Annotated in this window: 14 protein-coding genes and 2 tRNA genes; 15 read left to right on the top strand and 1 reads right to left on the bottom strand. The window is 58.0% G+C overall.

The features are described 5' to 3' along the window. Positions 1–120 precede the first annotated feature (120 nt). From ftsH to PspCFBP13528_RS13975, 15 genes are all read left to right on the top strand, one after another. The gene (ftsH, locus tag PspCFBP13528_RS14045) at positions 121–2,031 is read left to right on the top strand and encodes an ATP-dependent zinc metalloprotease FtsH (protein WP_057725015.1); all 1,911 of its coding nucleotides are present in this window, start codon (positions 121–123) and stop codon (positions 2,029–2,031) included. 8 nt (positions 2,032–2,039) lie between these two features. Continuing rightward, positions 2,040–2,891, top strand: coding sequence for a dihydropteroate synthase (folP, locus tag PspCFBP13528_RS14040; RefSeq protein WP_137200425.1), 852 nt, complete (start codon positions 2,040–2,042; stop codon positions 2,889–2,891). Between the two features lie 16 nt (positions 2,892–2,907). Continuing rightward, positions 2,908–4,245: a phosphoglucosamine mutase gene (gene glmM, locus PspCFBP13528_RS14035; RefSeq protein WP_101219532.1), complete on the top strand. Its 1,338-nt coding sequence runs from the start codon at positions 2,908–2,910 to the stop codon at positions 4,243–4,245. 66 nt (positions 4,246–4,311) lie between these two features. Next, the gene (gene tpiA, locus PspCFBP13528_RS14030) at positions 4,312–5,067 is read left to right on the top strand and encodes a triose-phosphate isomerase (protein WP_065952179.1); all 756 of its coding nucleotides are present in this window, start codon (positions 4,312–4,314) and stop codon (positions 5,065–5,067) included. 4 nt (positions 5,068–5,071) lie between these two features. Then, a complete protein-coding gene (gene secG / locus PspCFBP13528_RS14025) occupies positions 5,072–5,455 on the top strand; it encodes a preprotein translocase subunit SecG (RefSeq protein ID WP_010206600.1) in 384 nt (127 codons plus the stop codon). Positions 5,456–5,476: 21 nt separating this feature from the next. After that, positions 5,477–5,562, top strand: a tRNA-Leu gene (locus PspCFBP13528_RS14020). A gap of 96 nt (positions 5,563–5,658) precedes the next feature. Beyond that, positions 5,659–5,735: transfer RNA gene (locus PspCFBP13528_RS14015), tRNA-Met, on the top strand. A gap of 140 nt (positions 5,736–5,875) precedes the next feature. Continuing rightward, entirely contained in the window at positions 5,876–6,334 is a 459-nt protein-coding gene (gene rimP, locus PspCFBP13528_RS14010) for a ribosome maturation factor RimP (RefSeq protein WP_003235029.1), read from the top strand. Between the two features lie 47 nt (positions 6,335–6,381). Then, entirely contained in the window at positions 6,382–7,863 is a 1,482-nt protein-coding gene (nusA, locus tag PspCFBP13528_RS14005) for a transcription termination factor NusA (RefSeq protein WP_057725019.1), read from the top strand. Positions 7,864–7,890: 27 nt separating this feature from the next. Beyond that, positions 7,891–10,407, top strand: coding sequence for a translation initiation factor IF-2 (infB, locus tag PspCFBP13528_RS14000; RefSeq protein ID WP_065952180.1), 2,517 nt, complete (start codon positions 7,891–7,893; stop codon positions 10,405–10,407). A 159-nt stretch (positions 10,408–10,566) separates the two neighbouring features. After that, complete coding sequence (gene rbfA / locus PspCFBP13528_RS13995; protein WP_065883945.1) at positions 10,567–10,962, top strand: 30S ribosome-binding factor RbfA; 396 nt, start codon at positions 10,567–10,569, stop codon at positions 10,960–10,962. A gap of 3 nt (positions 10,963–10,965) precedes the next feature. Then, on the top strand, positions 10,966–11,883 hold the full coding sequence (gene truB, locus PspCFBP13528_RS13990) for a tRNA pseudouridine(55) synthase TruB (protein ID WP_003176136.1): 918 nt from the start codon (positions 10,966–10,968) through the stop codon (positions 11,881–11,883). Between the two features lie 115 nt (positions 11,884–11,998). Beyond that, positions 11,999–12,268, top strand: a complete 270-nt coding sequence (rpsO, locus tag PspCFBP13528_RS13985) for a 30S ribosomal protein S15 (protein WP_003176135.1) — start codon at positions 11,999–12,001, stop codon at positions 12,266–12,268. A 194-nt stretch (positions 12,269–12,462) separates the two neighbouring features. Further along, positions 12,463–14,568, top strand: a complete 2,106-nt coding sequence (gene pnp, locus PspCFBP13528_RS13980) for a polyribonucleotide nucleotidyltransferase (RefSeq protein ID WP_049711495.1) — start codon at positions 12,463–12,465, stop codon at positions 14,566–14,568. 295 nt (positions 14,569–14,863) lie between these two features. Continuing rightward, positions 14,864–15,484: a BON domain-containing protein gene (locus tag PspCFBP13528_RS13975; protein ID WP_065952181.1), complete on the top strand. Its 621-nt coding sequence runs from the start codon at positions 14,864–14,866 to the stop codon at positions 15,482–15,484. A gap of 860 nt (positions 15,485–16,344) precedes the next feature. Here the strand turns inward: PspCFBP13528_RS13975 and PspCFBP13528_RS13970 are convergent. Next, entirely contained in the window at positions 16,345–19,278 is a 2,934-nt protein-coding gene (locus tag PspCFBP13528_RS13970) for a DUF748 domain-containing protein (RefSeq protein WP_137200424.1), read from the bottom strand. Between the last annotated feature and the right edge of the window lie 5 nt (positions 19,279–19,283).

The following is a 19,283-nucleotide window of genomic DNA, read 5'->3' as shown; positions in this document are numbered from 1 at the left end:
AAAGGGTTACAGACGGCGCCTGCCAGTGTTGTAGGTAATGTAGTAAGTTAGGCCGGTGAATATCATGCGAAGCGCGCGCCAGTAGCGGAGCTTGCTTCAGAGGGTAGTTAATTGAACGATATGGCAAAGAATCTGATCCTGTGGTTGATCATCGCGGCTGTCCTGGTGACGGTGATGAACAACTTCTCCAGCCCTAACGAGCCGCAGACCCTCAACTATTCCGACTTCATCCAGCAAGTTAAGGATGGCAAGGTCGAGCGCGTAGCGGTTGATGGCTACGTGATTACCGGCAAGCGTATTGATGGCGACAGCTTCAAGACCATTCGTCCGGCCATTCAGGACAACGGTCTGATCGGCGACCTGGTGGACAACAAAGTTGTTGTGGAAGGCAAGCAGCCTGAGCAGCAGAGCATCTGGACCCAGCTCCTGGTGGCCAGCTTCCCGATCCTGGTGATTATTGCCGTGTTCATGTTCTTCATGCGCCAGATGCAAGGGGGTGCGGGAGGCAAGGGCGGGCCGATGAGCTTTGGCAAGAGCAAGGCACGCCTGCTCTCCGAGGACCAGGTGAAAACCACCCTGGCTGATGTCGCCGGTTGCGACGAAGCCAAGGAAGAAGTGGGTGAGCTGGTCGAGTTCCTGCGTGATCCGGGCAAGTTCCAGCGCCTGGGCGGGCGCATTCCTCGTGGCGTACTGATGGTCGGCCCGCCGGGTACCGGTAAAACCTTGCTGGCCAAGGCGATTGCCGGCGAAGCCAAGGTGCCGTTCTTCACCATTTCCGGTTCTGACTTTGTCGAGATGTTCGTCGGTGTCGGTGCCAGCCGTGTTCGCGATATGTTCGAACAGGCCAAGAAGCACGCGCCATGCATCATCTTCATCGACGAAATCGATGCCGTGGGTCGCCATCGTGGCGCCGGCATGGGTGGCGGTCATGACGAGCGTGAGCAGACCCTCAACCAGTTACTGGTGGAGATGGACGGTTTCGAGATGAATGACGGCATCATCGTCATCGCCGCAACCAACCGTCCGGACGTACTGGACCCTGCGCTGCTGCGTCCAGGCCGTTTTGACCGCCAGGTGGTGGTGGGCTTGCCGGACATCCGCGGTCGCGAACAGATCCTTAAAGTACACATGCGTAAAGTGCCGATGGGCGACGACGTGGCCCCGGCCGTGATTGCCCGTGGTACGCCAGGCTTCTCCGGTGCTGACCTGGCCAACCTGGTCAACGAGGCTTCGTTGTTTGCGGCCCGTACCGGCAAGCGCATCGTTGAGATGAAAGAGTTCGAGTTGGCCAAGGACAAGATCATGATGGGCGCCGAGCGCAAATCCATGGTCATGTCCGAGAAGGAAAAGCAGAACACTGCGTATCACGAAGCGGGTCACGCCATCGTGGGTCGGGTTGTGCCTGAGCACGACCCCGTCTACAAGGTGTCGATCATTCCGCGCGGTCGTGCCTTGGGTGTGACGATGTTCCTGCCGGAAGAGGATCGTTACAGCCTCTCCAAGCGCGCACTGATCAGCCAGATCTGTTCGCTGTACGGCGGTCGGATTGCGGAAGAGATGACGCTGGGCTTCGACGGTGTCACCACCGGCGCTTCCAACGACATCATGCGCGCCAGCCAGATCGCACGGAATATGGTGACCAAGTGGGGCCTGTCGGAAAAACTCGGTCCCTTGATGTATGCCGAGGAAGAAGGCGAGGTGTTCCTGGGACGCGGCGGTGGCGGTCAAAGTGCCAGTTTTTCGGGCGAGACAGCCAAGCTGATCGACTCCGAGGTGCGCAGCATCATTGATCAATGCTACGGCACGGCCAAGCAGATCCTCACCGACAACCGCGACAAGCTGGACGCGATGGCTGATGCGCTGATGAAATACGAGACCATTGATGCCGATCAGATCGACGACATCATGGCGGGGCGCACGCCTCGTGAGCCTCGCGATTGGGAAGGTGGTTCAGGTACCTCGGGCACTCCGCCAGTGGTGCAGAATGAACGTCCTGAAGCTCCAATCGGCGGCCCGGCAGCTGACCATTAAGGTTTGAAATGATTTCTGCGTCGTCCTCCACCCGGTTGCTTTGCGGCAACCGGGTTCTTGATTTGGCCCATACGCATGTCATGGGCATTCTTAATGTCACTCCCGATTCGTTTTCCGATGGCGGCCGCTTCAGTCAGCAGGATGCCGCGTTGCGTCATGCGCAGGCGATGGTGGCTGCCGGCGCGACGTTGATCGATATCGGCGGCGAGTCGACTCGGCCGGGTGCCCGCGTTGTTTCTCCTGTGGAGGAACTGGAGCGCGTGGCGCCGATTGTCGAGCGCATTGCGCGCGAGCTGGATGTGATCATCTCGGTGGACACGTCAACGCCAGCGGTGATGCGTGAAACTGCACGCTTGGGGGCGGGCCTGATTAATGATGTGCGTTCGTTGCGGCGTGACGGTGCCCTCGACGCCGCTGCAGCGACCGGCCTGCCCGTGTGTCTGATGCATATGCTGGGTGAACCCGGCAATATGCAGGATAATCCGCACTACGACGACCTGGTTGGCGAGGTCAGTAGCTTTCTTGCTGACAGAATCGCCCAGTGCGCGTCAGTGGGCATTGGCGCTGAAAAGATCATTCTCGATCCGGGGTTTGGCTTCGCCAAGACCCTGCAACATAATCTAAGCCTGTTCAAGCATATGGAAGCCCTGCACGCCCTTGGCCGGCCTCTTCTGGTCGGTGTTTCACGCAAGAGCATGATAGGGCATGCCCTGAATCGCCCGGTCGGTGAGCGCTTGTTTGGCGGCCTCGCGCTGGCTGCGCTTGCTATGACCAAGGGCGCGCGTATTTTGCGTGTGCATGATGTCGCCGAGACGGTGGACGTGGTGCGCATGATTGCCGCTGTTGAATCAGCCGAATAAGAATGATGGAGCACTCATGACTAAAAAATATTTTGGCACCGACGGTATCCGTGGTCGGGTCGGCGAATACCCGATTACCCCTGATTTCATGCTCAAGTTGGGTTGGGCGGCAGGCATGGCGTTCCGCAGCATGGGTGCGTGCCGCATCCTGGTGGGCAAGGACACGCGTATTTCGGGCTACATGTTTGAATCCGCGCTGGAAGCGGGGTTGTCCGCTGCGGGCGCCGACGTGATGCTGCTGGGCCCCATGCCCACACCGGCGATCGCCTACCTGACGCGTACCTTTCATGCTCAAGCCGGTATCGTGATCAGTGCCTCGCACAATCCGCACGATGACAATGGCATCAAGTTTTTCTCGGGGCAGGGCACCAAGTTGCCGGACGAGATCGAGCTGATGATCGAAGAGTTGCTGGATGCGCCGATGACGGTGGTCGAGTCCAGCAAGCTGGGCAAGGTGTCGCGTATCAATGATGCCTCCGGTCGCTACATCGAATTCTGTAAGAGCAGCGTGCCGAGCAGCACCAATTTTGCCGGGCTGAAAATCGTCGTCGATTGTGCCCACGGAGCAACGTACAAGGTGGCGCCGAGTGTATTCAAGGAACTCGGTGCGCAAGTCACTGTGCTGTCGGCTCAGCCTAACGGGTTGAACATCAACGACAACTGCGGTTCCACGCACATGGAGCAGTTGCAGGCGGCGGTTCTGGCCGAGCATGCAGACTTGGGCATTGCCTTTGACGGCGATGGCGACCGTGTGTTGATGGTGGATCACACTGGCATGATCGTGGATGGTGATGACCTGCTGTTCATCATTGCCCGTGACTTGCATGAGCGTAACAAGCTGCAAGGGGGTGTCGTCGGTACGCTGATGAGTAACCTGGGCCTTGAATTGGCGTTGGCTGAACTGGGGATCCCCTTCATTCGCGCCAATGTCGGTGACCGTTACGTGATTGCCGAGTTGCTGGAACGCAACTGGGTGATTGGTGGTGAAAACTCGGGGCATGTTGTTTGCTTCCAGCACACCACCACAGGCGACGCAATCATCGCCGCGCTGCAGGTGTTGCTGGCCTTGCGTCGTCGCGAAGAGAGCCTGGCGCAGGCGCGGCAGGCTCTGCGCAAGTGCCCGCAGGTGCTGCTCAATGTGCGTTTCGGCGGTGGCGAAAATCCAATCGAGCACCCCTCTGTCAAGGAAGCTTGCGAGCGTGTAACCCAGGCTATGGCTGGGCGTGGGCGCGTGTTGTTGCGCAAGTCTGGCACAGAGCCTCTGGTGCGTGTCATGGTCGAAGGCGAGGACGAAACACAGGTTCGCGGCCATGCCGAAGACCTGGCAAAACTGGTAACTGAAGTTTGCGCCTGAATTCGGCTTGCCAGTGATGATGTGGTTGGGTAACATCTGCGCCCACTTTGACCGACGGGGTACAGCATGCGTCGCACGATGGTAGCTGGTAACTGGAAGATGCACGGTACCCGCGCCAGTGTCGCTGAGCTGATCAATGGCCTTCGTCACCTGGCCTTGCCTGGCGGTGTTGATGTCGCGGTTTTCCCGCCTTTCCTGCATATCGGCCAAGTGGTTGATGGCTTGGAAGGTCAGTCGATTCAGGTCGGCGCGCAGAATTCTGCGGTGGAGCCCGCCCAAGGTGCGTTGACCGGTGAGATTGCACCGAGTCAGTTAGTTGATGCGGGTTGTGCCTATGTACTTGTTGGGCACTCCGAGCGCCGCCAGTTGATGGGTGAGAGCGATCAGACGCTCAACCGCAAGTTCGCCGCCGCACAGGCTTGTGGCTTGATTCCGGTGTTGTGCATAGGGGAAACCCTTGAGCAGCGCGAGTCGGGCAAAACGCTTGAAGTTGTCTCGCGTCAGCTGGGCAGCATCATCGAGGAGCTGGGTGTTGGTGCGTTTGCAAAGGCAGTAATCGCTTACGAGCCGGTCTGGGCCATTGGTACCGGGCTGACTGCTACACCGCAACAGGCGCAGGATGTGCACGCCGCCATCCGCGCCCAGTTGGCGGCAGAGAATTCTGAAGTCGCACAAGGTGTGCGGCTTCTATACGGCGGCAGCGTGAAGGCGGCCAATGCGGTCGAACTGTTCGGCATGCCGGATATCGATGGGGGGCTCATTGGTGGAGCGTCCCTGAATGCAGATGAGTTCGGTGCGATCTGTCGCGCCGCGGGAAACTGAAAAAATGCTGGAAACAGTCGTAGTCGTTTTTCATCTGTTGGCTGCCTTGGGCGTAGTTGCCCTGGTTTTGTTGCAACAGGGTAAAGGTGCGGATGCTGGTGCGTCTTTCGGTGCAGGTGCTTCAAATACTGTGTTCGGAAGCCAAGGTTCCTCTACCTTTCTTAGTAAGTTTACTGCTATACTTGCCGCCGGTTTCTTCATAACCAGCTTGGGGTTAGGTTACTTTGCTAAAGAGAAGGCTCATGTGCTGACTCAAGTAGGTTTGCCAAACCCAGCAGTGTTGGAAGTACCAAAAGCAAAACCGGCTTCTGATGATGTCCCGGTGCTTCAAGAGCAAAAGTCGGCTACTCCAGCGACTGACGTGCCTCCAGCTCAAGAGCAGAAGTAAGAAGGTTGTAAACGCTGTATTGCCGAGGTGGTGGAATTGGTAGACACGCAACCTTGAGGTGGTTGTGCCCATAGGGTGTAGGGGTTCGAGTCCCCTTCTCGGTACCAATTATCAAGAGAGCCCGCTGTTGCGGGCTTTCTTGTAGGTGGAAGGTTACATTGACCCTGTAAGGGATCGGTCGTATACTTCCGCCCCAGCTTTGTCGCGGGGTGGAGCAGTCTGGTAGCTCGTCGGGCTCATAACCCGAAGGTCGTCGGTTCAAATCCGGCCCCCGCAACCAGTTTTAGCGGAGCCCCTTTTAAGGGGCTTTTTGTTAGCTGGACACTTTCAACGCCGCTGTTCGACGGCGTTTCAAGGATGGGCGTTTCGCCCATTTTTTTATTTTGCACAGCATGCACATACATGCACGAGGGGGTTCAGGTGTCGAGCAAGCTAGAAGAGTTGCAGGCCTTGCTGGCCCCGGTGGTCGTGGCCCTAGGCTATGAATGCTGGGGTATTGAGTTTTCGGCTCAAGGTCGCCACTCAATGTTGCGCGTTTATATCGATAAAGAGGGCGGCGTGCTGGTGGACGATTGTGCAATTGTCAGCCGTCAGATCAGCGGTGTCCTGGATGTTGAAGATCCGATTTCCGTTGAATACACCCTTGAAGTTTCCTCGCCAGGCATGGAACGCCCACTGTTCACTATTGATCAGTTTGCAAAATTTGCCGGTGAACAAGTGAAGATCAAGCTGCGCTCCCCATTCGAAGGGCGACGCAACTTTCAGGGCCTTCTGCGCGGTGTAGAAGAGCAGGATGTCGTGGTGCAGGTAGAAGACCATGAGTTCCTGTTGCCGATCGATATGATCGACAAGGCCAACATTATTCCCAGTTTTGACTGAGACGCGGATCCCGCGGATCCAATGGCTTGCGAAAGGCGAGGCGTACGATGAGCAAAGAAGTACTGCTGGTTGTTGAGTCGGTATCCAATGAAAAAGGCGTACCGGCAAACGTGATTTTTGAAGCGCTGGAGCTGGCCCTGGCCACTGCTACCAAAAAGCGTTTTGAAGATGAAGTTGATCTGCGTGTGGAAATCAACCGCCACACCGGTGCCTATGAGACTTTCCGTCGCTGGACGGTCGTCGAAGAAGCCGATCTTGATGATCCGGCGATTGAGACCTGGCCAAGCAAGGTTGCGCAAACGCACCCTGGCGCCAACGTCGGTGATGTCGTCGAAGAAAAGATCGAATCGATCGAGTTCGGCCGTATCGCTGCACAGACCGCCAAGCAGGTCATTGTGCAGAAGGTTCGCGAAGCCGAGCGTGCTCAAGTCGTTGACGCCTATCGCGAACGCCTGGGTGAAATCATCTCCGGTACCGTGAAAAAAGTGACCCGCGACAACGTGATCGTCGACCTGGGCAACAACGCCGAAGCGTTGCTGGCCCGTGAAGACATCATCTCTCGCGAAACCTTCCGTGTCGGCGTGCGCTTGCGTGCGCTGCTCAAGGAAATCCGCACCGAGAACCGCGGCCCTCAGTTGATCCTGTCGCGTACCGCGCCGGAAATGCTGATCGAGCTGTTCCGTATCGAAGTGCCGGAAATCGCCGAAGGCCTGATCGAAGTCATGGCTGCGTCCCGCGACCCGGGTTCGCGCGCCAAGATCGCGGTCCGTTCCAAGGACAAACGCATCGACCCGCAGGGCGCTTGCATTGGTATGCGCGGTTCGCGCGTCCAGGCAGTGTCGGGCGAATTGGGCGGTGAGCGTGTGGACATCGTGCTGTGGGACGATAACCCGGCGCAGTTCGTGATCAACGCCATGTCGCCGGCTGAAGTGGCGGCAATTATCGTTGACGAAGATGCCCATGCAATGGATATCGCCGTTGGCGCAGACAATCTGGCTCAGGCCATTGGTCGTGGTGGTCAGAACGTGCGTCTGGCCAGCCAACTGACCGGTTGGACCCTGAACGTGATGACCGAATCGGACATCCAGGCTAAGCAGCAAGCTGAAACCGGTGACATCCTGCGCAACTTTATCGAAGAGCTGGAAGTCGATGAAGACCTGGCGCAGGTGCTGGTAGATGAAGGCTTCACCAGCCTGGAAGAGATTGCCTACGTACCGTTGGAAGAAATGCTCAACATCGACGGCTTTGACGAAGACACCGTCAACGAGCTTCGCGCTCGGGCCAAGGATCGTTTGTTGACTAAAGCCATCGCTACTGAGGAAAAGCTGGCAGACGCCCATCCGGCCGAAGACCTGCTCTCGCTTGAGGGTATGGACAAGGATTTGGCGATGGAACTGGCGGTGCGCGGCGTAATTACCCGCGAAGACCTGGCCGAGCAGTCTATTGACGATCTGCTCGACATCGACGGCATTGACGAAGATCGTGCCGGCAAGTTGATCATGGCCGCCCGAGCCCATTGGTTCGAGTAATTAGGCGCGGCCTGAGGAGAGAAGTGCATGACGCAAGTCACGGTGAAACAACTGGCCGATGAGGTCAAAACACCGGTAGAGCGCCTGTTGCAGCAGATGCGTGAGGCAGGTCTGCCGCACACCGCCGCCGAGGAACATGTGAGCGACAGTGAGAAGCAGTCTTTGCTGACTCACTTGAAAAGCAGCCACAAGGCGAAAGTGGAAGAACCGCGCAAGATTACATTGCAGCGCAAAACTACCAGCACCCTGCGTGTTGCAGGTAGCAAGAGCATCAGCGTTGAAGTACGCAAGAAGAAAGTCTTCGTACAGCGCAGCCCGGAAGAAATCGAAGCCGAGCGCAAACGCGAGCTGGATGAACGTCGCGCAGTAGAAAATGCTGCTCGTCAGAAGGCTGAAGAAGAAGCCAAGCGTCGCGCCGAAGAAGAAGCGCGTCGCCAGCCTGCTGCTGCGCAAACTGCCAGCACTGAGGCGGTCGCCGCTCCTGTTGAAGCGGTGCGTGAGGCTGCTCCGGCGGCTGCCGCACCTGCTCCAGCAGCAGACGCCCGCAAGCGCGACGAACCTCGTCGTCCGGACAAACCACGTGCCGACGATAACAATCGTCGCGGTGGTGGCGGTGATGGCGAGCGTAAAAACGCTCCGCATCGCGCCTCGGTCAAAGAGAAAGCGCCTGCGCCACGCGTTGCCCCACGTACCACCGACGAAGAAAGCGACAGCTTCCGTCGTGGTGGTCGCGGCAAGGCCAAGCTGAAAAAACGCAACGCCCACGGTTTCCAGAGCCCAACCGGCCCTGTCGTGCGTGATGTGCAGATCGGCGAGACCATCACCGTTGGCGATCTTGCCAACCAGATGTCGGTCAAGGCTGCTGAAATCATCAAGTTCATGTTCAAACTGGGTACCCCAGCGACCATCAACCAGGTGCTTGATCAGGAAACTGCTCAACTGGTAGCCGAAGAACTGGGCCACAAAGTGACCCTGGTCAGCGACACCGCCCTGGAAGATTCCCTGGCCGAGTCCCTGAAGTTTGAAGGTGAGACGTTCTCCCGTGCGCCAGTTGTGACCGTAATGGGCCACGTTGACCACGGTAAGACGTCGCTGCTCGACTACATCCGTCGTGCCAAGGTAGCTGCTGGCGAAGCCGGTGGCATCACCCAGCACATCGGTGCGTACCACGTTGAAACCGAGCGCGGCATGGTCACGTTCCTCGACACCCCGGGTCACGCCGCGTTTACCGCAATGCGTGCCCGTGGTGCCAAGGCGACCGACATCGTGATCCTGGTCGTTGCAGCGGACGACGGCGTAATGCCGCAGACCATTGAAGCTGTCCAGCACGCCAAGGCCGCTGGTGTTCCACTGGTGGTTGCAGTGAACAAGATCGACAAGCCGGGCGCCGATCTCGATCGCATCCGTAGCGAATTGTCGGTTCACGGCGTGACTTCCGAAGAGTGGGGCGGTGATACGCCGTTCGTTTCGGTCTCGGCCAAAGTCGGTACCGGTGTGGACGAACTGCTCGAAGCGGTCCTGCTGCAAGCTGAAGTACTCGAACTGAAAGCAACCCCATCGGCCCCAGGCCGCGGTGTTGTGGTTGAATCGCGTCTCGACAAGGGTCGCGGCCCGGTTGCAACCGTACTGGTTCAAGACGGTACCCTGCGTCAAGGCGACATGGTGCTGGTCGGCTCGAACTATGGCCGCGTGCGTGCCATGCTCGACGAGAACGGCAAGCCAATCAAGGAAGCCGGTCCTTCCATCCCTGTCGAGATCCTCGGCCTGGACGGTACCCCGGACGCTGGCGACGAGATGAGCGTGGTTGCCGACGAGAAGAAAGCCCGTGAAGTGGCTCTGTTCCGTCAAGGCAAGTTCCGCGAAGTCAAACTGGCTCGTGCTCACGCCGGCAAGCTGGAAAACATCTTCGAGAACATGGGCCAGGCAGAGAAGAAGACGCTCAACATCGTCCTCAAATCTGATGTACGTGGTTCCCTCGAAGCGTTGAACGGCGCCTTGAACGGCCTGGGTAACGACGAAGTGCAAGTGCGCGTTGTCGGCGGCGGTGTCGGTGGTATCACCGAATCCGATGCCAACCTGGCACTGGCTTCCAACGCTGTACTGTTCGGCTTCAACGTGCGTGCCGATGCCGGCGCTCGCAAGATTGTCGAGCAGGAAGGCCTGGACATGCGTTACTACAACGTCATCTACGACATCATCGAAGACGTCAAGAAAGCCCTTACCGGCATGCTTGGCAGCGACGTCCGGGAGAATATCCTGGGTATCGCCGAGGTGCGTGACGTGTTCCGCTCGCCGAAATTCGGCGCGATCGCCGGTTGCATGGTTATCGAAGGTACTGTGCACCGTAACCGTCCAATCCGTGTACTGCGTGAAGACATCGTTATCTTCGAAGGTGAGCTGGAATCCCTGCGCCGCTTCAAGGATGACGCTTCCGAAGTACGTGCCGGCATGGAATGCGGTATCGGCGTCAAGAGCTACAACGACGTCAAGCCTGGCGACAAGATCGAAGTCTACGAGAAGGTTCAGGTTGCTCGCAGCCTCTAACTCGCGCACTTCCGGAGCCACGTCGCGTGTGGGCATGCAGATGCCCCGCGCAGCGTACGGACTCTAAACGCAACGCCCGGTCTGGCTTTTGTCAGGCCGGGCGTTTGCCGCTTTCAGACCCCACGGGTTTCACCGTGTGGCAGTAACAGGTAACAAGACATGGCAAAAGAATACAGCCGTACCCAGCGTATCGGCGATCAGATGCAGCGCGAGCTGGCCCAACTGATCCGTCGCGAAGTCAAAGACCCGCGCGTTGGCCTGGTCACCATCACCGCTGTTGAAGTGAGCCGTGACGTGGGTCACGCCAAGATCTTCATCACCGTGATGGGCCAGGACAACAGCGAAGAGATCGCGCAAAGCATCAAGGTGCTCAACGCCGCCGCAGGTTTCCTGCGCATGCAGTTGGCCCGTGAAATGAAGTTGCGCAGCGTTCCCCAGTTGCACTTCCACTACGACGAAAGCGTCGTGCGTGGTGCGCACCTGTCGGCATTGATCGAGCGCGCCGTGGCTGAAGACAGCCAGCATCCGTCCACACCTGAAGACGCCAAGGAGTAAGCGGTGGCTCAGGTCAAACGTATCCGCCGTAACGTCAGTGGCATCATTCTGCTCGACAAGCCCATTGGTTTTACCTCCAATGCCGCATTGCAGAAAGTCCGCTGGCTGCTCAACGCCGAGAAGGCCGGGCACACCGGCAGCCTCGATCCCCTCGCCACCGGTGTACTGCCGTTGTGCTTTGGCGAGGCAACCAAGTTCTCGCAATACCTGCTCGATTCCGACAAGGGTTATGAAACCTTGATGCAACTGGGCAAGACCACCACCACGGCCGACGCCGAAGGTGATGTCCTGCAGGTTCGCGATGTGACCGTTGGTCGTGCCGATATTGAAGCTGCCTTACCCGCTTTTCGTGGGCAAATCAGCCAGATACCGCCGATGTACTCGGCGCTCAAGCGTGATGGCCAGCCACTTTACAAGCTGGCACGTGCGGGTGAAGTGGTGGAGCGCGAACCGCGTTCTGTTACTATTGCCCGGCTGGAATTGCTCGCCTGTGAAGGTGACACGGCCCGATTGGCGGTGGACTGCAGCAAAGGCACCTATATCCGTACCCTGGTGGAAGATATTGGTGAGCAACTGGGCTGTGGCGCATACGTTGCCGAACTGCGACGTACACAGGCCGGCCCTTTCACCCTGGCCCAGACGGTCACGCTGGAAGAGCTCGAAGCGGTACATGCCGAAGGCGGCAACGAAGCAGTTGATCGCTTCCTGATGCCATCGGACAGCGGTTTGCTGGATTGGCCATTGCTGCACTTCTCGGAGCACAGCGCGTTCTATTGGCTCAACGGCCAGCCGGTACGCGCACCGGATGCCCCGAAGTTCGGCATGGTGCGAGTACAGGATCATAACGGTCGCTTTATCGGTATCGGTGAAGTGAGCGAAGACGGGCGCATCGCGCCGCGTCGACTGATTCGGTCAGAATGACCGAACGAGTGTGGCTGTTAACAGGCATGGTCAACACTCATTTTTAGATACAGGGATTTGTCCCTGGCCTGTTGAAACTGCCCTCTGGGTGGTTTCCTGAAAAAAGGATTGCCTCATGGCTCTCGACGTTCAAGAAAAAGCACAAATCGTAGCTGACTATCAGCAAGCTGTTGGTGACACTGGTTCGCCAGAAGTGCAAGTTGCACTGCTGACCCACAACATCAACAAACTGCAAGGTCACTTCAAGGCCAACGGTAAAGATCACCACTCCCGTCGTGGTCTGATCCGCATGGTAAACCAGCGCCGTAAGCTGCTGGACTACCTGAAAGGCAAGGATCTGGGTCGTTATCAGGCTCTGATCGGTCGCCTGGGTCTGCGTCGCTAATCAGCGATTGCGCTAGAGGTTGGTTGTCTGTCGTGTGTCAGCGGGATTCCCGCTGATCCATGGCAGGCTCCCAGCCTCAAGTTTTATCTGGATACACGTTTTACCCTGGACAAGGGTTGGGCCGATTCCCGACGTTGCCCAAGAATTTCGCAAGAAGACAAGTTCCCCAAGAGCCACAAAGAAGGTAGGACACCGTGAACCCGGTTATCAAAAAATTCCAGTTCGGTCAGTCGACCGTTACCCTCGAGACAGGCCGTATCGCCCGTCAAGCCTCCGGCGCAGTGCTGGTCACCGTTGACGACGACGTTACCGTACTGGTGACCGTGGTTGGCGCCAAGACCGCTGACCCGAGCAAAGGCTTTTTCCCTCTGTCCGTTCACTACCAGGAAAAAACTTACGCTGCCGGTAAGATCCCTGGCGGTTTCTTCAAGCGTGAAGGCCGTCCTTCCGAGAAAGAAACCCTGACTTCCCGACTGATCGACCGTCCGATCCGTCCGCTGTTCCCAGAAGGCTTCATGAACGAAGTGCAGGTTGTCTGCACCGTCGTTTCCACCAGCAAGAAAACCGATCCGGACATCGCTGCGATGATCGGTACCTCGGCTGCCCTGGCGATTTCCGGCATTCCTTTCGACGGCCCGATCGGCGCCGCGCGCGTTGCGTTCCACGAAAGCACCGGCTACCTGCTGAACCCGACTTACGAGCAACAGAAAGCATCGAGCCTGGACATGGTCGTAGCCGGTACCTCGGAAGCCGTGTTGATGGTTGAATCGGAAGCCAAAGAGCTGACCGAAGACCAGATGCTGGGCGCCGTGCTGTTTGCTCACGACGAGTTCCAGGTTGTGATCAACGCCGTCAAGGAACTGGCTGCCGAAGCTGCCAAGCCAACCTGGACCTGGGCTCCACAGCCTGAAGCCACCGCATTGCTGGGCGCTATCCGTGCCGAGTTCGGCGACGCGATCTCCCAGGCCTACGCCATCACCGTCAAGGCCGACCGTTACGCTCGCCTGGGTGAGTTGAAGGATCAGGTTGTTGCCAAGCTGTCCGGTGAAGAAGGCCAGCCTTCTTCCAGCGAAGTCAAAGCTGCCTTCGGTGAAATCGAATACCGCACCGTTCGCGAAAACATCGTTAACGGCAAGCCACGTATCGACGGTCGCGACACCCGCACTGTACGTCCTCTGAACATCGAAGTCGGCGTGCTGCCTAAGACTCACGGTTCGGCGCTGTTCACCCGTGGTGAAACCCAGGCCCTGGTAGTCGCGACCCTGGGCACCGCCCGTGACGCACAACTGCTGGACACCCTGGAAGGCGAGAAAAAAGACCCGTTCATGCTGCACTACAACTTCCCTCCGTTCTCGGTGGGCGAGTGTGGTCGCATGGGCGGTGCTGGCCGTCGTGAAATCGGTCACGGCCGTCTGGCCCGTCGTTCGATTGCCGCGATGCTGCCGGCGGCCGACGTGTTCCCGTACACCATCCGTGTGGTGTCGGAAATCACCGAATCCAACGGTTCCAGCTCCATGGCTTCGGTTTGCGGTGCTTCCCTGGCACTGATGGACGCCGGTGTGCCGATGAAGGCACCGGTTGCCGGTATCGCCATGGGCCTGGTTAAAGAAGGCGAGAAATTCGCCATTCTGACCGACATCCTGGGCGACGAAGACCACTTGGGCGACATGGACTTCAAGGTAGCCGGTACCGCCAAAGGCGTGACCGCGCTGCAGATGGACATCAAGATCAAGGGCATCACCGAAGAGATCATGGAAATCGCCCTGGGCCAAGCCCTGGAAGCGCGCCTGAACATCCTCGGCCAGATGAACCAGATCATTGGTCAGTCGCGTACCGAGCTGTCGGAAAATGCTCCGACCATGATCGCGATGAAAATCGACACCGACAAAATCCGTGATGTCATCGGTAAAGGCGGCGCGACTATCCGTGCGATCTGTGAAGAAACCAAGGCTTCGATCGATATCGAAGACGACGGTTCGATCAAGATCTTTGGCGAAACCAAGGAAGCGGCTGAGGCTGCACGCCAGCGCGTCCTGGGTATTACCGCTGAAGCCGAGATCGGCAAGATCTACGTGGGTAAGGTTGAGCGTATCGTCGACTTCGGCGCATTCGTCAACATCCTGCCGGGCAAGGACGGTCTGGTTCACATCTCCATGCTGAGCGACGCTCGTGTTGAGAAAGTGACCGACATTCTGAAAGAAGGCCAGGAAGTGGAAGTGCTGGTGCTGGACGTGGACAACCGCGGCCGTATCAAGCTGTCCATCAAGGACGTAGCAGCAGCCAAGGCTTCGGGCGTTTAATTACCCGCAAGCGTCACGCTGAAAAAAGGACTCCTCGGAGTCCTTTTTTTATGAGCGCAAGAAAGTGAAGCAGAATCAGCTGTTTAGCCCGACCCAAAAGCCGCAACTTGCATGCAGGCATGACCAGCTTCATGCAAGTTGCACGATTCCGAAAATCTTAGTTTTCTATAACTTATTGTTTTATATGGCTTTTTTCGAGTATCACTACTTGGCACACTGCCTGCAATAACCCTGTTAGCGCTGCAGTACCAAGATTTATGTACTGCAGTCTTTTAATAAAACAGGAGTTACTCGTATGAAGAAGTTCGCTCTCGCTACTGCTACCGCTCTGACTCTGGCCATGGGTGCTAACGTAGCCTTTGCTCAGACTTCCCAAGCCCCTATGACTTTGGCGGCCGGCGAAGCCACCCAGGCTAAGGAAAGCGTTTCGGATACTTGGATCACCACCAAAGTCAAAGCTGACCTGCTGACTGAAAAAGGCATTCCAGGTTCGGACATCAAGGTTGAGACCAACAAAGGTGTGGTTTCCCTGTCCTCCGAAGTAGCCGTCTCGGACTCGCAGAAAGCGACTGCCGTAGCGATCACCAAGAGAATCAAAGGCGTGACCGCTGTATCTGCTGACGGCCTGCTGGCTGGCGGCGCTACCAAGGCTGACGGTATCGACAAAACCAAAGGTGCAGCCCATAACGCTGGCGAGGCGACTGGCGATACCTGGATCACCACTAAAGTAAAAGCGGACCTGGTTACCGAGAAAGGTATCCCTGGCACCGACATCAAGGTTGAAACCAACAAAGGCGTCGTATCCCTGTCGTCCCCAACGGCTGTAACTGCTGCGCAGAAAGAAACTGCTGTAGCGATCGCCAAGAAAATCAAAGGCGTTAAAGCTGTATCGGCCGATGGCCTGAAAGCTCAGTAACACTACAGATCGCGTCTGAACTGAATGGCGGCGGCTTAGGGTGAGTCAGATTTCCACCCAAGGCACCTCTGGAGTTCATGCGACCGACCACACGGATGTGGTCATTACAGGCTCCGGCACTTGTGTCGGGGCCTGTTCTATTTGGGGCGCGATAATTTGCCGGCCAAGCAAGGAATTGAAATGTGGGAGGAGGTTGCTCCCGATAGCGGTGTACCCGTCAACAATATCATTGACTGACCTACCGCCATCGGGGGCAAGCCCCCTCCCACATTTGGGTGCTTGGCAACCCGATGCATCGGCGTTACCACCCGACCGTTTCCGTCTGTCTCAGATGCATAACACTATCTAGCTTGCCGGGCGATGAGCAAAAAATGTGGGAGGGGGCTTGCCCCCGATGGCGGTGTATCAGTCAACCTATCACTGACTGACCTACAGCCATCGGGAGCAAGCCCCCTCCCACAATTGGTTGCTTGGCAACTTGATGCNCCTATCACTGACTGACCTACAGCCATCGGGAGCAAGCCCCCTCCCACATTTGGTTGCTTGGCAACCCGATGCATCGGCGTTACCACCCGACCGTTTCCGTCTGTCCCAGATGCACAACACTTTCCAGCTTGCCGGGCGATGAGCAAAAAATGTGGGAGGGGGCTTGCCCCCGATGGCGGTGTATCAGTCAACCTATCACTGACTGACCTACAGCCATCGGGAGCAAGCCTCTTCCCACATTTGGGTGCTTGGCAACGCGATGCATCGGCGTTACCACCCGACCGTTTCCGTCTGTCCCAGATGCACGACACATTCCAGCTTGCCGGGCGAGGAGCAAAAAATGTGGGAGGGGGCTTGCCCCCTCCCACATTTGGTTACTCGGCATCCAGATGCATCGGCGTCACCACCCGACCATCTTTTTCCGCCTGTCCCAGTTGCGCATCAATGAAGTACACGCGGTCGTCTTCCAGCTGAGCCTTGTCCACCAGGTAATCCTTGATGGTACTGGCCCGGTCCTGGCCGAGCTGGCGCAGAAGCACGTCACTGCCACTCCAGAACTTGATCACGCCGTCCTTGAGCCTGGCCGCGCGCTCATCGTCGCCCAGGCCTTTCCATTCGGCCGGTGGCTGTTGTTTCAGGCGGGTGCGGTAAATGCCTTCCAGCAGAGGCGCTTTTTCCTTCTCGGGCACGACAAGCAATGACGCCTGGGCCGGGACTTTATCGCCACGACGCTGCAGGATTTTGTAGTAATTGTATTGGTACTCACGCTCCAGTCGTTGCGCGGCCAGGAACGGGCCGTCACTGCTGGCCGCTGCGGTGCCTTCGATTTCCAGGCGCAGGGCAGGGCGTTCCTTGAGTGCCTTGGCCAGCGTGTTGAGGGCACCTTCGGCGTTTTTATCCAGTTCACTGGAGCCCGCCGCGAACGACACACTGCCCAGGTCTTGCGAACCGCCGCCGGTGACCAGCCCGCCGATGAACTTGAAGGGCGCCGTCGCTGCGCGGACCACGAGGTTGCGCAGGGTCTGCCACACAATCGGCATGACACTGAATTGCGGGTTGTTCAGGTCACCACTTACCGGCAGCTCTATGGAGATTTTACCGTTGCTGTCCTTGAGCAAAGCAACCGCAAGACGAATCGGCAAGTCCACGGCATCGGCGCTGTCGACTTTCTCCCCCAGTTGCAGTTGCTCGACCACCACCTTGTTTTCAGCCTTCAACTGGCCTTTGGTGATCATGTAATGCAGGTCCAGGTTCAAACGACCTTTGCGGATTCGGAAGCCCGCGAATTTGCCCGAGTACGGCGTCAGGGTGGTCAACTCGACACGTTTGAAGCTGGTCGCGATGTCCAGCGCCGCCATAGGGTCAAACGGATTCACGCTGCCCTTGATGGTCACCGGTGCATAGCGGTCCACCTTGCCCTTGATGTCGACGCTGGCCGGCCTGGCCTGGCGGCTGTCGATGGTGCCGATCTGGCCGTTGAGTTGTTGAATGGCGGTAGCGAAGTTGGGCGTGAGGCTGAAGTCGGCGAAATTGGCCGAGCCTTCGTTGATCGCGATCTGTCCGACGTGGATACCCAATGGCTTGTCTTTGCTCGCTGCCGGTTTGGCTGACGACTGGGGGCCGCCGTCGGCCGGCTGCGGGATCAGCAGGTCGTCGATGTTGGTGGTGCGGTCCTCGTTGATCATGAAGCGCGCATAGGGTTGCAGCAGGTTGACCTTGTCGATCGACAGGCTGTCGCCATGTTGGTAATTGACCCCTTCCAGCACCAGGCGCTGCCATTTGAGGAAGTCACGGGACTTGAGGGTGTCGAGCGTGTGCAACTGATCCACTTGCGCGCGGCCGGTGACTTGCAGGGTCAGCGGCTCGGTACTTTTCAGGTTGACATCCAGGTTGCTGCCCAGCATGCCGCTGCGCAGTTCCAGACGGATGAACGGGCTGATATAGGACTGCGCGACGCGCAGGTCGATGTCCTGGGTGTTCACTTTGAGCCTGGCGCTGACCGGATTCAGGTTGACCTCGCCGGTTGCCTGGATCTTGCCTTGCTTGCCCAGGCCGGTGTCGACCTTCAAGGTAAAAGGGCTCTGGTTGAGGCTGTCGAAGTTCTGCACATCGACGTTCAACGGGCCCAGCTCCAGGGCTACCGCAGGTTTGGCCTGGCGGTCAGCCAGGTGCACCTGGTAGTTGCGCAGTTGCACGTCCTTGAGCAGCACTTGCCACGGTTTGTTCGGCGCCGCCGGTGGCGCTTCAGGCGAGTCGGCAGTCGCGGGCGCGGAGGCCGGCTCCGGCGTCCTGGCCGTTTTGTCGGGTTGGCTGGCGAACAGTTTCTGCCAGTCCAGTTGTCCATCAGCCTCCCGGGCCGCCCAGGTTTCGAGCTTGTTGCTGCGGATTTTGCCAATCACCACGTGTTGCTTGGCCAGGTCCACGGTGGTCTCGCTGACGTCCAGGCGTTCCAGGCGTGCCAATGGCCGTCCATCCGGCGCCTTGATTGCAAAGGGCGCAATGCTGGCGGTGGTGTTGGTCAGGTTCAGTTCGGTCTCTTTGGCCAGGCTGAATTTATAGTGGGTGCTGAAATTGAGCACACCGTCCTCAAGCACCAACGGCACGGCATCGCGTACATACGGCCACCAGGCTTTCATTTGACCGTCGGTGACTTTCAGCGAGCCTTCGGAGGTGATCGGCACCAGGCTGAAGTTGCCTTTCCAGTCGATCTGCCCGCCCTGGGGGCCAGCGGCCACCAAGGTCATGTCGGCGTTGTCTTCCGGCAAGGTGCTGAGGTTTTTCAGCTCGAAGTCGAGTTTGTCGTAGAGAAATTCGATGGGTTCGCTGGGGCGCAGGTCGCGAAAATGCACATAGCCGCCCGCCAGCTTGATGCTGTCGATACGCAGCGGGAAAGGCTTGGCGTCGGGGTCGGCGGGGGTTGGCTCGCTTGGGGGCAATTTGAACAATTGCGCCAGGTTCAACTGGCCGGATTTGTCGAAGAGCAATTCGGTCTTGGGCTGCTCGAGTTGAACATCGGCCAGGTGCAGGGCGCGGGTCCAGATGCTGTCGATCTGCAGGTTGGCATAGAGGCGCTCGAAACCCAGCTGTTCCTTGCCCGGGTCACCGATCTTCAGGCCCCATAGCGTCAGCTCCAGGCTGAACGGGTTGAGTTCGATACGCTCGATACGCGCCGGCACCGTTGCGTAATTGGCCAACTGCTGGTTGGCAATACGAAGGGCAATGCCGGGCAGAATCAGAAAGCCCAGCAAGCTATACACAGCAAGGGCGGTCAACAAGGCGCCGATGGCGCGGATCAATCCTTTGGGCATGGGTG

Origin of the sequence: Pseudomonas sp. CFBP13528 (assembly GCF_005233615.1) — a bacterium.
Classification (GTDB): Bacteria; Pseudomonadota; Gammaproteobacteria; order Pseudomonadales; family Pseudomonadaceae; genus Aquipseudomonas; species Aquipseudomonas fluorescens_AM.
This window is presented reverse-complemented; position numbering and strand designations above follow the sequence as displayed.